The sequence below is a fragment of the Metaclostridioides mangenotii genome (assembly GCF_018917235.1).
In the GTDB taxonomy this organism is placed as follows: Bacteria; Bacillota; Clostridia; order Peptostreptococcales; family Peptostreptococcaceae; genus Metaclostridioides.
In genome coordinates, this window is record NZ_JAHLOF010000004.1 from 158,750 (window position 1) to 172,953 (window position 14,204).

Consider the following 14,204-nt stretch of genomic DNA (forward strand, 5'->3'; position numbering starts at 1 on the left):
ATGAAACCTGAAAAAAAGAGAAGAGGTTTAATAAAAGCATTTAACGATGCAATTGAGGGAATACTGTATACTTTTAAATTTGAAAGAAATATGAAAATTCACTATCTAGGCTCTGCTTTAGTACTTGTAGTGAGTTTATTTTTAAATCTTTCTAGAATTGAAATGATAATGCTATTACTTTCTATTAGTTTAGTAGTAGTAGCAGAGATGTTTAATACTGCTGTAGAAAAAACGATAGACTTAGTTACTGATGAATACCATGTTCTTGCAAAAATAGCTAAAGATGTAGCAGCTGGTGGAGTTTTAGTTGCAGCATTAAATTCTGTAGTCGTTGGATATATTCTATTTTTTGATAAATTAACTGAGTTATCTGGGTTATTTATATTAAAGTTAAGAGAATCTGAGCTTCACATAACTTTAATATGCATATTGCTCGTCCTTTTAGCAGTTGTTGTTGTGAAGGCTCTTACTTCATCAGGAACTCCTTTGAAAGGCGGAATGCCTAGTGGACATGCAGCTTTAGCTTTTGCTATAGCAACTGCTATAACACTTATGACTGAAAGAGTGGTGGCGTCTACTCTTGCGTATATTATGGCTGTTTTAGTTGCGCAGAGCAGAATTGAAGGTAAGATACATAGCTTTTGGGAGACATTTGCTGGGGCGCTTTTAGGTGCGTTAATTGCAGTTTTAGTTTTCCAATTTGGTGTGTTTTATAACTAAAGGCTAGTTAATTGTTAGTTAAAACAGAGTGACATACTTATTTTTTATGCACTATTATGGTATAATATTTAGGATTAAATAATTTACTAGTTATTTGGATAGGAGGGTAATATAGTGGAAAATAGAGATCTACTTAAACTCGCAGAAAATGCAAGAAAGTACTCATACTCCCCTTATTCAAAATTTAGAGTTGGAGCTGCTCTTCTAACAAAATCAGGGAAAGTATATACTGGATGTAATATAGAATGTGCATCATTTGGTGGTACAAATTGCGCTGAGAGGACAGCTTTATTTAAATCTATATCGGAAGGAGATATGGATGTAGTGAAAATCGCTATTGCTAGTAATAATTCAGAAAAAAATCTACCTACATATCCATGTGGTATATGTAGACAAGTTATACTCGAGTTCGGTGCAGATATTGATATAATCACTGGATATTCAGAAGGCGATATATTTGAAGAAAAAATTGGAGATTTGCTTCCAAGTTATTTTTCCAAAGAAGAATTTTAGTATAACTTAATTTAAAATTAGTTAGGAGATATTTGATGTTTAAATCAGGATTTGTCAGTATAGTAGGAAGAGCAAATGTCGGTAAATCTACTTTGATGAATAACATAGTCGGTGAGAAGATTGCTATAATGAGCGATAAGCCTCAAACAACAAGAAATACAATTCAAGCAGTTTACACTGATGAGGAAACTCAGGTAGTATTTTTAGATACTCCAGGAATACACAAACCAAAAAATAAATTGGGCGAAGTTATGGTTAAGGCTGCTTCAGATGCTTTAAAAAATGTTGATGTAATATTATTTGTAGTAGATGATTCTAAAAGCATCGGTCCAGGTGATAGAAAGATAATCGAGGAGTTGAGAGGTTCTAAAACTCCTATTATTTTGATTATAAATAAAATTGATAAATTGGCTCAAAAAGATGAACTTTTTGATTTAATTGAAATGTACAACAAAGAAGGAATTTTTAAAGAGATTGTACCGATATCAGCACTTAAAGGAAAAAATATAGATTCACTTATAAAGGCTATAAAAATTTACCTTGAGGAAGGCCCTCAGTACTTCCCAGATGATATGATCACTGATCAGCCCGAAAGAGTTCTTATATCTGAACTGATTAGAGAAAAAGTACTTCACTATATAAGTGATGAGGTTCCTCATGGTGTTGCAGTTGAAGTTGAGAGAATAAAAGGAAGAAAAGACAAAGATTTAGTAGATATATCTGCTGTCATTTACTGTGAAAGAGATTCTCACAAAGGTATAATCATAGGAAAAAATGGTAGAAAACTTAAGGGGATTGGAAAAGCTGCAAGAGAAGATATAGAATTCCTTTTAGGCTCAAAAGTAAACCTTCAGTTATGGGTAAAAGTTAAAGAAAACTGGAGAAACTTACAAAACTATATTAATAATTTTGGGTATAATGAAAAATAAAGGTGGGTTATATGGATAGGAAACAGGAAAACTCCGGAGATTTGTTATCTGAGGTAATTAGTTTGATAGACGCCAATAAGCTTTTGGAACTTCGAGAATTAATAGAAGAATATCATATAATGGATATTTTAGATATTATCGAAGATCTAGATGAAGCTATGCAAATAAAAATGTTTGAGGTACTTCCTCTAGACATGGCAGCAGCTATACTTGAAGAAAGCGATTCAGATTTTTTTGTTAGTGTACTCTCAAAAATTGATGTTGAGCACACAAAAAATATATTAGAGCTTATGTCACTTGGTGATATGGCAGGTATATTAAATAAACTCGATGAAAATGAATGTGAAAAGATACTAAATCTTTTAAGTGAGGAAGACGCTAAAGATGTAAAAGAATTATTGTTTTACGACGAGGATACTGCTGGTGGGACAATGACCACTGGATATATTGCAGTAAATAAAGATATGACAGCACTTCAAGCTATAGAGCACATGCGTGAAGAAGCAGAAGAGGCTGAGACAATTTATTATATTTACGTTGTCGATGATAAGGAAAAGTTGGTTGGTGTACTTTCTCTTAGAGAACTTATCATAGCTAGAGATAAAAGTATTATTAATGATTTGATGAGTGAAAATCTAGTATCAGTATACGTAGATGAAGATAGAGAGGAAGCTGTTAGATTAGTTTCGAAGTATAATCTAGTTACTATTCCAGTAATTGATAGACAAGGTCTACTTAAGGGTATAATAACTGTAGATGATATTATAGATGTTATGGAAGAAGAAGCTACTGAGGATATGTACAAGATTGCAGGAAGCTCTGAACACGAAAGAGGACTTTCAGAAAATGAACATGTAACGATAAAAGAACAAGTAATGTCATCAATTAGAGGAAGAACTCCTTGGTTGATTATATCGTTGATCGGTGGATTTATTTCAACAATGATACTTTACAATATAGGAGATGTCTTAAATCCTACATATGCGCCACTTGTGTTTTTTATACCGCTTGTAATAGGAATGGGTGGAAATACTGGTACACAATCGGCATCTGTAACAGTTATTAATATATCGTCCAATAAAGACTTGGACTATGGAAATGTTTTAAGGGAATTTTTAGTCGGTCTTATGACTGGATTAATTTGTAGTATAATAACAGGAGTAGTAATATTTATGTTTACGAAAACTTTTGATATAACTTTTGTAGTTTCAATAGCGGTATTTATAAATATGGCACTTGGTTCAACTTTAGGAGCATTACTTCCTGTAATTCTAAATAAAATAGATGCAGATCCAACTACTATTTCAGCACCAATAATATCTACAGTACTTGATATTACTGGATTAATAGTGTACTTTACAATAGCAACGATATTATTGTCAAAAATTGCTTTATAAATTTATGTATGAATTATCCTCTTCTTACTAAAAATAGAGATATAAAAGTAAGAAGGGGGTTTTTAAAAATGGACGATCTTTGTTGGGAAGTTTTTAAAATGACAGGAAGTATCGACGCATATTTATATATTAATGAGTATAATAATGTATATGGAAATAAAGAAGATATGAGGGAGACAAGTAAAGACGATGATAATTTTGAATACCCAGGGGATAGTACTTAGAGCAGTAAAATATAAAGAAAATGACCTTATACTTACGTTATTTACACGTAAATTAGGGAAGGTTTCTGCTATCGCAAAAGGGGCAAGAAGAAACCAAAGTTCTCTTCTTTCGTCTTGTCAATTGTTTTCATACAGTGACTTCATATTAAAAAAGCAGGGTAATATGTACAGAGTTACGCAGAGTGACATTATTAAGAATTTTTACAATATATCCTACGATTTCGAAGCATTTTCGTTCGCAGCGTATATTATAAAGTTGGTGGAAAGTTCAATATATGAAAATCAGACCAACAATAGACTATTTACATTGTTAGCTCAGACTCTTTACCTATATACACAAGAAAATGCAGATAATCAGTATGTAACTTCTGCATTTGAATTAAAATTTTTAGATTATGCTGGAGTAAAACCGGTTGTCGATAAGTGTATATATTGCTCAAAAAAAAAATCCGAAAGTTTTGTTTTTAATATTGAAGAAGGAGGTATTTTGTGCAATAATTGTAGTAATCATTTTACACATAATACCAAATTAGATTTAACAACTGTTAAGCTTATGGAATATGTATTAAGTAACGATATTTTAAAGTGTAGTAGAGCAAAAGTTTCTAAATATATACTTATTGAGCTTGATAATATATTAAAAAAATATTTGCAAACTCATATAGGTAACATTAACATGAAGTCATTGCACTTACTAAAAAGTGTACAAAATGATAAAGGAGTGGATAATAATGGATAATATAACTATTGAAAAAGTAGATGCTGTATTTGAAAGAATTCCAAGTGCTACTTACGCTGATGCAAAAGATGCGCTGATAAAATGTAATGGAGATGTAGTTGAAGCTGTAGTTTACCTTGAAAATCAAAAGAAGAACAAAGGTAAAAAAGCTAAAGAAACAATAGAAGAAGTATTTGGAAAAGACGGAGAAGATGTAAAAAATCAACTAAAAGAACTTTTAAAGAGAAGTAGCGTAGTTAGAGTTATTGTTGAAAAGGACAATAAAGTTATGATAAACATTCCTTTAACTGTTGGAGTAGTTGGGGCAGCTTTTCTACCAATTGCAACTTTACTAGGTTTGTCTGCAGCAGTCATGACTAAATATCGTATTAAAGTTCAAAATCAAGATGATGGTGAAGTTGTTGATTTAGGTGAATTAAACGAAGAAAAACTTCGTGTGCTTAAAAATATGATAGTAAATACCGCAAAAGATGTTAAAGATGTAGTAGTAGATAATAAAAATACAGACAAAGACGATAAAGACATTACAGATGACCTTATGAAAGAGTTCGAAAACAGTAAGAATGAAGACAAAGACAACAAATAAAAATATTTTTAAAAACTAAAATTATTTCTCTATCAATATTGACAAAATTTGTGTCATTTGATAATCTAAAAATTAGAGAAAGTTAGTTTTAGAAACTATTAGGGGGCCTTTCGTGAAGACGAGAGGCTTTATTATTATAGGAGGAGTTTTTATGAATTTTCAAGATATGATACTAGCGTTGCAAAGATACTGGGCAAAGCAAGGATGTATCATGATGCAACCATATGATGTTGAAAAAGGCGCAGGAACAATGAACCCGAATACATTCTTAAGATCATTAGGACCTGAACCATGGAAGGTTTGTTATGTTGAGCCTTCAAGAAGGCCAGCGGATGGTAGATACGGTGAAAATCCAAATAGACTATATCAACATCACCAATTCCAAGTAATACTTAAACCATCTCCAGATAATATACAAGAATTGTATTTGGAGAGTTTAAAAGAAATTGGTATAGACCCTAACGAACATGATATAAGATTTGTAGAAGACAACTGGGAAGCTGCAACTATGGGTGCTTGGGGACTTGGATGGGAAGTATGGTTAGATGGTATGGAAATCACTCAGTTTACGTATTTCCAACAAGTCGGAAATGTAGAATGTGAGCTTGAAACGGGTGAGATTACTTATGGTCTTGAAAGATTAGCTATGTACATCCAAGAAGTTGATAGTGTATACGACATAAAATGGAACGACGAAATTGCTTATGGAGAAGTATTTAAGAAAGCTGAATTTGAAAACTCTGTATACGCTTTTGAAAAATGTGATATAGATATGTTGTTTAACCTATTCGATACATATGAAAAAGAAGCACTTAGACTTATGGATGAGGGACTTGTAATACCTTCTTATGACTATGTACTTAAGTGTTCACATGCATTCAATACTCTAGATGCAAGAGGAGCTATAGGGGTCAGTCAGAGAGCGTCATTTATAGGTAGAGTAAGAAATATGGCAAAGGTAATTGCTGTAACTTATGTAAATCAAAGAGAAGAAATGGGATTCCCTCTTTTAAAGGAAGGTGACAAATAATGAAAAATTACCTTTTATTTGAAATTGGTGTTGAAGAAATGCCAGCAAGATTTGTAGGAAATACATTATTTCAATTAGAGAGCAATCTTTCTAAACTTTTGAAAGATAACAGGATAGCATTTGATGAAATTAAATCTTATGGTACACCTAGAAGATTAGTTTTAATAGTAGATGGTATTCAAGACAAGCAAAGTGATTTAGAAGAAGAAATTAAAGGACCGGCTAAAAAAATAGCAGTTGATGCAGATAATAATTTCACAAAACCTGCAATAGGTTTTATGAAAAGTAAAAATTTAAATCCAGAAGATATATACTTTAAAGTAGTTGGAAAAGATGAGTATATGTTTGCGACTATCAAACAAAAAGGTGAGTTAAGCGAGGATATAATAAAAGAAATACTTCCTCAAACAATTAAATCAGTTGTATTCCCTAAATCTATGCGTTGGGGAGGAAAAAATTTAAGATTCGTTAGACCAATTAGATGGTTAGTTACTTTATTAAATGATAATGTAGTTGATTTTGATCTTGAAGGTATTATATCTTCAAACGTTACAAAAGGACATAGATTCCTTGGTAAAAGTGAAATAACAGTAAATTCATTAGAAGATTATTTAAAGAAATTAAAAGAAAACTATGTTATATTAGACCAAAAACAGAGAAAAGAAATTATAAAAGATCAATGTACAAAAGTTGCAGAGGCTTTAAGCGGAACAGTTGAACTTGACGAAGAATTACTTGAAGAAGTAACTCATTTAGTTGAATATCCAACAGCATTCTATGGAGAGTTTGATAAAGATTATACAAAACTACCTAAAGAAGTAGTCATTACGCCTATGAAACAACATCAAAGATATTTCCCTGTTACTAAAGGTGGAAAATTACTACCTAATTTCATAGCTGTAAGAAATGGTAGTGATTATAGAATAGAAAATGTAAAAGTAGGTAATGAAAAAGTTCTAGAAGCTAGATTAGCGGATGCATTATTCTTTTATAATGAAGATATAAAAAATAATTTAGAAAGTTATATTGGAAAATTAAAAGATGTTGTGTTCCAAGCTCAACTTGGATCTATATATGAAAAAACTCTAAGAATGGATAAATTAAGTTTAGATATATTAGATGAGCTTGATATGCAAGAAGAAAAAGTACATGCATCTAGAGCAGCCAAACTTTCTAAAGCTGATTTAATAACAGGAATGGTTGGAGAATTTGATGAACTTCAAGGTTTTATGGGTAAAGAATATGCAAAAGTATCTGGAGAAGACGAAGCAGTTTGTGAAGCTATATTTGAACACTATCTACCAAGATTCTCAGGGGATACACTACCTCAGACTAATGTAGGGGTTGCTCTTTCTATAGCAGACAAACTTGATTCAATAGCAGGTTTCTTTGCAATAGGAATTCAGCCAACGGGATCACAAGATCCATATGCACTAAGACGTCAAGCTTTAGGAATACTGAGTATACTTATGGACAAAAAGATAGATGTAGATTTAAAAACACTTATTGAGCATGCACTAGATAATTACATTGAAATAGATTTTGATAAATCAGCTGTATGTGCGAATATCATGAATTTTTTCAATGAAAGAGTCAGAATACAATTTAAAGATATGGGCATTAGATACGATGTTGTAGATGCTGTTATCAGTTCAGATGTAAATGATGTATACGATATGTACTGTAGAGCTTTAGCTCTTAATAACTGGCTTGATAGAGATGAACTAGTTGAGATGCTTACAGCCTTTAACAGAGTTTCTACCTTAGCACAAAAGGCTGAGAGTGACAAAGTGGATGAATCTTTACTTAAAGAAGATGCAGAAAGAAAATTATACAGTGAATTTGTAGATGTAAAAGAAAAAGTTGAGGCGTTAATATCTGATAAGAAATACAGTGTTGCACTTGAGACTTTTGCGTCATTAAGACCTGTAATTGACTCTCTGTTTGATTCAGTTATGGTTATGGATAACGATGAAGTAATTAAAAATAACAGATTAGGTTTACTTAAGCAAATATATGATACTATGCTTAAGATTTGTGACTTATCTAAGATAGTATATAAGTAATTATTAAATATGAAAAATTACTTTCAATTGTGTAGAAAAGACAACTAAAAATAAAATTATTTAAGTAAAAAAAGACAAGTTCTCTATGGACTTGTCTTTTTAATGTTTAGAATTATATTTATCATTTCAAAAATGATAAATATTTAACAAAATAATTAGAAAATTAATTCACGCAATTGATTAAAACAACATATGAGCAATTTGACATTAATCACATAAGTTCAGCAGCATTCTTTTTTAACGCATAAATTTATTGTTATGATAATCTATAATTTTAAATTAATAGATTAGTTACTAGATATGTTATATAATTTATTATAGTTCTTAGAAATTTATATATTAATTAAATAATTAAGTTGAAAACTATAATGAGAGAGGTAATACAATGTTGGTCATAAGAAAAAAAATTATAAATGATATGATAACCAAACATGGTGAACTTAATATGTTTGGTGCTTTTGCTGAAGCCAGGGATTTTTCAATAATAGATGGACAAACAATACTTATGTTAAATGATGATAAAATTGTCTCAGTTACAATTAGCAAATTATATAATGAAGTAAAAAAAGTAGAAGTATTTAATAAAAATGATCTGAGATCAATAAAAGTGATAAAATCTATTATGAGTACAAAACTTTATATTGAAACAGATACTTTCAAGGGTATATTTATTATTAAAAATAAGATATCTACATTGGGCGATATGCAAAAAGAATTTTTAGAGAAGTTAAATTTATTTATTAATGCGTATCAATAATATATATTAGAATATAACATACAATATTTAGTTATATATCTTATAGACTTTATAGTAAGAATTTTGATGGTTAGATAATGATATATAATAAAATTTTTTATTATATATGTTACACTATATAAAAAAATAATTTTATAATTTAAAAAAATATAAAATTATAGTAGATTATAGGAGATTATAAACAATATAGATTTTATTTGATATGAAAAATATGCAGTCTAAAAATTAAAGACTGCATATTTTCTTTATTAATTAATAAAGAATTTTTTACTGAATATTTTTTTATTTGAATTCTTTATATTCAAGTATTTACAATATCTAAGGGTCTAAAGAATATTTATAGAGAAATAATAATTAATTCATTTTGTATTGATAAAATAATATCTATTAAAACTATTTTTATATAAAATTATAATTATTAATAAAAATTTTGCATAAATTTGACAAGAAAAATTAATTATTAATAAAATTACTATTTACAGAACAATATATTGAGTTATATAATATACTATATCAGAGTTAAAAGTTATAAAGTATAGCACAATGAAAGAAGGTGAATCCTATTCAACTTAATGAGAGGCAACAAAAAATTATTGAAATTGTCAAAGAAAATGAGCCTATAACGAGTGAGAACATTGCCGCGAGTCTAAATGTAACAAGAGCTACACTTAGATCAGACTTGGCTATACTTACAATGACAGGCATATTAGACGCTAGACCTAAAGTAGGATACTTTTATACAGGTGTAAGCAAGATAAATTTACTTAGTAGTAATATAAAGGACAAAAAAGTAGAAGACATAATGAGTATGCCTTCTCTAGCTAAAAAAGATGAGAGTATTTACGATGTTATAGTTACAATGTTTTTATCTGATGTTGGTAGTATCGTCATTATTGACGAAGAAGATAAGGTATGTGGAATAGTTTCTAGAAAAGACCTACTAAAAGCTACTATAGGTGGAGGAGATATCAATAAGATGCCAGTCGGTATGATAATGACCAGAACCCCTAATGTAGTCACTACAAATAGAGATGACAGTATTCTAACTGCAACTAAAAAAATAATACAACATGAAATTGATTCTATACCAGTAGTAGAAAGATGTGGAAAAGATGGTCAAGATATGAAGGCTATTGGTAGAATATCAAAGACGAGTATTACAAGATTGTTTTTAGAAATGATCGATAATTAGGGAGGAATGCCAGTGGAACACTTAATTATATATGTGCTTTCTGACTCAGTTGGAGAGACTGCACAACAAGTAGCTAAAGCAGCTATGTCACAGTTTTACGTGGATGAAACTTATGAAATCAGAAGATTTCCATATATATCTGATGAAAAAATATTAATAGAAGCTTTACATAGTGCAAAAGATGAAAACGCACTTATAGTATACACTTTAGTAGATGAAGGAATGTGTAAAACTGTTGAAGAATTCTGTAATTCTGAAGGTCTAAGTTGCACAGATCTTATGAGTGGGCTTTTAAATTCAATAAGTGATATAACAAAAAGAAAGCCTAAAAGAGAGGCAGGAATAATAAGAAAATTAGATGAGTCTTACTTTAAAAGAGTTGAGGCGATTGAATTTGCAGTTAAATACGACGATGGTAAGGATCCGAGAGGCATACTTAAGGCTGATTTAGTTTTAGTTGGAATATCTAGAACTTCTAAAACTCCATTAAGTATGTATTTAGCTAATAAGAATATTAAAGTAGCTAATGTACCTTTAGTTCCAGAAATTCCAATTCCAAAGGAAGTATTTGAAATAGATACTAAAAAAATAATTGGTCTTACTAATTCTCCAGACAAATTAAACACTATTAGAACTGCAAGACTTAAGGCGATGGGATTATCAAGTAGGGCAAATTACGCTAACTTAGCAAGAATACTAGAAGAGTTAGATTATTCTGAAGAAATAATGAAGAAAATAGGATGTCCAGTTATAAATGTTTCTAACAAAGCAATCGAGGAGACAGCTGGAATTATCTTAGACATTATGAAAGAAAATGGTTTGAAGATATACAAGGAAATAGAAGTTTAAAAAAATTATCAATATCTAAAGTAGATAATCAGTCATAAAACATTAATAAAAAATAATGGAGGCTTAAAAATGGAAACGAAGTTTGTTTATGATTTTAATGAAGGTAGTAAAGAAATGAAGTATTTACTAGGGGGAAAAGGGTCTAACCTAGCAGAAATGACTAAAATAGGTTTACCAGTACCTCCAGGATTCACTATAACAACAGAGGCTTGTAATGACTACTATGCAAATGGAGAAAAAATAAAAGAAGCCGTAATAAAAGAGATAGAAAATCACTTAGAAACATTAGAGAAAAATTTAGATAAAAAACTAGGTAGCGATAAAAATCCACTATTAGTTTCAGTACGTTCTGGAGCAGTTTTCTCAATGCCAGGAATGATGGATACTATACTTAACCTAGGTCTTAACGATACTAGTGTTATTGGTTTAGCTGAAGCTACTAAAAATGAGAGATTTGCTTATGATAGCTACAGAAGATTTATACAAATGTTCTCTGACGTTGCTATGGAAGTGCCTAAATATAAATTTGAGAATGTTTTAGACAGAGTAAAAGAGGAAAAAGGATACGCACAAGATACAGATCTTACTACTGAAGACTTAAAAGCTATAGTAGAAGAGTTCAAAGAAATATACAAAAAAGAAATCAAATCTGATTTCCCACAAAAACCACAAGAACAATTGATGCTTGCTATCGAAGCAGTATTTAAATCTTGGAACAATAACCGTGCTATAGTTTACCGTAGACTTCACGATATAGCTCATGATTTAGGAACTGCAGTTAATATACAATCAATGGTATTTGGTAACATGGGAGAAGCTAGTGGTACAGGAGTAGCTTTTACGAGAAACCCTGCAACAGGTGAAAATAAATTATTTGGTGAGTATTTAATAAACGCACAAGGTGAAGACGTTGTTGCTGGTATCAGAACTCCTCAAAATATATCTACATTAGAAGATGTTATGCCAGAAGTATACAATAGATTTGTAGAGATAACTCAAATACTTGAAAGTCACTACAAAGATATGCAGGATATAGAGTTTACAATAGAAAATGAAAGACTATTTATACTACAAACTAGAAATGGTAAGAGAACTGCTGAAGCGGCTATAAATATAGTAGCCGACTTAGTTGATGCAGGTATAATAGATGATAAAGAAGCAATACTTAGAATTGAGCCTAACCAATTAGATCAACTTCTACACCCTAAATTTGAAGATGCAGCTTTAAATGAGGCTAAATCTTTAGCTAAAGGATTACCAGCTTCTCCAGGTGCTGCAAGTGGTAGAGTATACTTTAATGCTGATGATGCTGTTGAAGCAGCAGATAGAGGAGAAAAAGTAATATTAGTTAGACTTGAGACATCTCCGGAAGATATAGAAGGTATGATAAAAGCAGAAGGTATACTTACTGCTAGAGGTGGAATGACTTCTCATGCGGCGGTTGTTGCAAGAGGAATGGGTAAATGCTGTGTTGCTGGATGTGGAGAACTAAAAGTTGACGAAGCAAATAAAGAAGTTTCAGCTTCAGGGGTTACACTTAAAGAAGGAGATTATATCTCGATTGATGGATCGACTGGTCATGTATATGCAGGCGACATCAAGAAGACTGAAGTAGCTTTAACTGGAAACTTTGAGAGATTAATGAACTGGGTAGATCAATACAAGCAAATGTCTGTTAGAACTAATGCTGATAATCCGAGAGATGCTCGTTCAGCTATAGAGTTTGGTGCAGAAGGTATAGGTCTTTGTAGAACTGAGCATATGTTCTTCGATGATGCTAGACTTCCAGCTGTTAGAGAAATGATACTTTCTGATTCAGTTGAGCAAAGAGAAAAAGCTCTTGCAAAAATACTACCAATGCAAAGAGAAGATTTCGTAGAATTATTCAAAGTTATGGATGGAAAACCTGTAAATATAAGATTACTGGATCCACCACTACATGAGTTCTTACCTCATGATGATGAAACAATAAACGAGCTTGCTGAGTCTATGGGAATAAGAGCAAGTGACATCAAGAAAAAGGTAGTTGACCTTGAAGAGTTCAACCCAATGCTTGGACATAGAGGTTGTAGACTTGCAATAACTTATCCAGAAATATGTGTAATGCAAGCTAAAGCTATAATACAAGGAGCTATAGAAGCTACTAAAGATGGATGCAAAGTAAGCCCTGAGATAATGGTTCCTTTAGTTGGAGAGGTAAACGAATTAAAAATACTAAGAGAATTAATAGTTGAGACTGTAGAAGCTGTTTTAAAAGAAGAAAACTCAGATGTTAAATATACAGTTGGTACAATGATTGAGATACCAAGAGCTTGTTTAACAGCAGACGAAATAGCAGAAGTAGCTGATTTCTACAGTTTCGGAACTAATGATTTAACTCAAATGGCATTTGGATATTCTAGAGATGATGCTGGTAAATTCTTAGGTGAGTATGTTGACAAAGGAATACTAGAAAAAGATCCATTCCAAGTACTAGACCAAAATGGTGTTGGAAAGTTAGTAGATATGGGATGTAAATTAGGAAGAAGCGTTAAGCCTAACCTAAAACTAGGTATATGTGGAGAGCATGGTGGAGAGCCATCATCAGTTCAATTCTGCTACGATGTAGGTCTTGACTATGTATCTTGTTCACCATTTAGAGTACCAATAGCTAGACTTGCGTCAGCTCAAGCATCAATCAAAAATCCTAGAAAATAATATTTGTTAATTAGTTTATATTTTTAATATTATGTTAAGATAGATAGAACGGTTATAAAGAAGCGACCGCACTCTAAAGAGTGTGGTCGTTTTTTATTATATATCAAGGAATTTTATTTTATATTACTAATATATATTTTACAAAATATATTATAAAAACCACTTTAGAAACTTATTTAAGTACAAAGCATAGACTATTATAATAGAAGTGATTTTATAGGATAACAGATAGTTTCAACTGGGGGTGCATAAAATGATCAAATGTTCAAGATGTGGTAAGGAAGTTTCATCGCGTCCTGGGTCTATTTGTCCGAAATGTGGATATAAAGTGGCAGAAGACGCATATAAAATAAGATGTCCTGAAGCTAGCTGTAGAGCTTTGGTATCAAAGAAATATGATTATTGTCCTAATTGCGGCTGCAAGCTTAAAGGATACAAATTAGGCGAGATTTTTGATATGGTAAGATATAAGATTGATGAAACATTGGATAAGAAATAATCTAAC

At 31.0% G+C, this 14,204-nt stretch carries 14 protein-coding genes; all 14 read left to right on the top strand.

What is annotated here, in order from left to right; all coding sequences use genetic code 11:
• On the top strand, positions 1 to 720 hold the full coding sequence (locus KQI18_RS07915) for a diacylglycerol kinase (RefSeq protein WP_216467244.1): 720 nt from the start codon (positions 1 to 3) through the stop codon (positions 718 to 720).
• Between the two features lie 114 nt (positions 721 to 834).
• Entirely contained in the window at positions 835 to 1,233 is a 399-nt protein-coding gene (locus KQI18_RS07920) for a cytidine deaminase (protein ID WP_216467245.1), read from the top strand.
• Positions 1,234 to 1,268: 35 nt separating this feature from the next.
• Positions 1,269 to 2,162: a GTPase Era gene (era, locus tag KQI18_RS07925; RefSeq protein WP_216467246.1), complete on the top strand. Its 894-nt coding sequence runs from the start codon at positions 1,269 to 1,271 to the stop codon at positions 2,160 to 2,162.
• A gap of 11 nt (positions 2,163 to 2,173) precedes the next feature.
• Positions 2,174 to 3,559 carry a magnesium transporter gene (gene mgtE / locus KQI18_RS07930; protein ID WP_216467247.1) on the top strand — a complete coding sequence of 462 codons (1,386 nt, stop codon included), beginning with the start codon at positions 2,174 to 2,176 and terminating at the stop codon, positions 3,557 to 3,559.
• A gap of 68 nt (positions 3,560 to 3,627) precedes the next feature.
• Positions 3,628 to 3,783, top strand: coding sequence for a YqzL family protein (locus KQI18_RS07935; RefSeq protein WP_216467248.1), 156 nt, complete (start codon positions 3,628 to 3,630; stop codon positions 3,781 to 3,783).
• Positions 3,749 to 4,522 (top strand): DNA repair protein RecO, encoded by a 774-nt coding sequence (gene recO / locus KQI18_RS07940; RefSeq protein WP_216467249.1) that lies wholly within the window; start codon positions 3,749 to 3,751, stop codon positions 4,520 to 4,522. Before KQI18_RS07935 ends, recO begins: the two co-directional genes overlap by 35 nt.
• A complete protein-coding gene (locus KQI18_RS07945; protein ID WP_236887691.1) occupies positions 4,515 to 5,108 on the top strand; it encodes a DUF4342 domain-containing protein in 594 nt (197 codons plus the stop codon). The genes recO and KQI18_RS07945 overlap by 8 nt, the downstream gene beginning before the upstream one ends.
• A gap of 151 nt (positions 5,109 to 5,259) precedes the next feature.
• Positions 5,260 to 6,138 carry a glycine--tRNA ligase subunit alpha gene (gene glyQ, locus KQI18_RS07950; protein WP_216467250.1) on the top strand — a complete coding sequence of 293 codons (879 nt, stop codon included), beginning with the start codon at positions 5,260 to 5,262 and terminating at the stop codon, positions 6,136 to 6,138.
• Positions 6,138 to 8,204, top strand: a complete 2,067-nt coding sequence (glyS, locus tag KQI18_RS07955; RefSeq protein WP_216467251.1) for a glycine--tRNA ligase subunit beta — start codon at positions 6,138 to 6,140, stop codon at positions 8,202 to 8,204. The genes glyQ and glyS overlap by 1 nt, the downstream gene beginning before the upstream one ends.
• A gap of 385 nt (positions 8,205 to 8,589) precedes the next feature.
• A complete protein-coding gene (locus KQI18_RS07960; protein WP_216467252.1) occupies positions 8,590 to 8,961 on the top strand; it encodes a hypothetical protein in 372 nt (123 codons plus the stop codon).
• Positions 8,962 to 9,514: 553 nt separating this feature from the next.
• Positions 9,515 to 10,153, top strand: a complete 639-nt coding sequence (locus KQI18_RS07965) for a helix-turn-helix transcriptional regulator (RefSeq protein ID WP_216467253.1) — start codon at positions 9,515 to 9,517, stop codon at positions 10,151 to 10,153.
• Positions 10,154 to 10,159: 6 nt separating this feature from the next.
• Entirely contained in the window at positions 10,160 to 11,002 is an 843-nt protein-coding gene (locus tag KQI18_RS07970) for a pyruvate, water dikinase regulatory protein (protein WP_216467254.1), read from the top strand.
• A gap of 69 nt (positions 11,003 to 11,071) precedes the next feature.
• Positions 11,072 to 13,699, top strand: coding sequence for a pyruvate, phosphate dikinase (ppdK, locus tag KQI18_RS07975; protein ID WP_216467255.1), 2,628 nt, complete (start codon positions 11,072 to 11,074; stop codon positions 13,697 to 13,699).
• Positions 13,700 to 13,952: 253 nt separating this feature from the next.
• Entirely contained in the window at positions 13,953 to 14,198 is a 246-nt protein-coding gene (locus KQI18_RS07980; protein WP_216467256.1) for a zinc ribbon domain-containing protein, read from the top strand.
• The last annotated feature ends 6 nt before the right edge of the window (positions 14,199 to 14,204 follow it).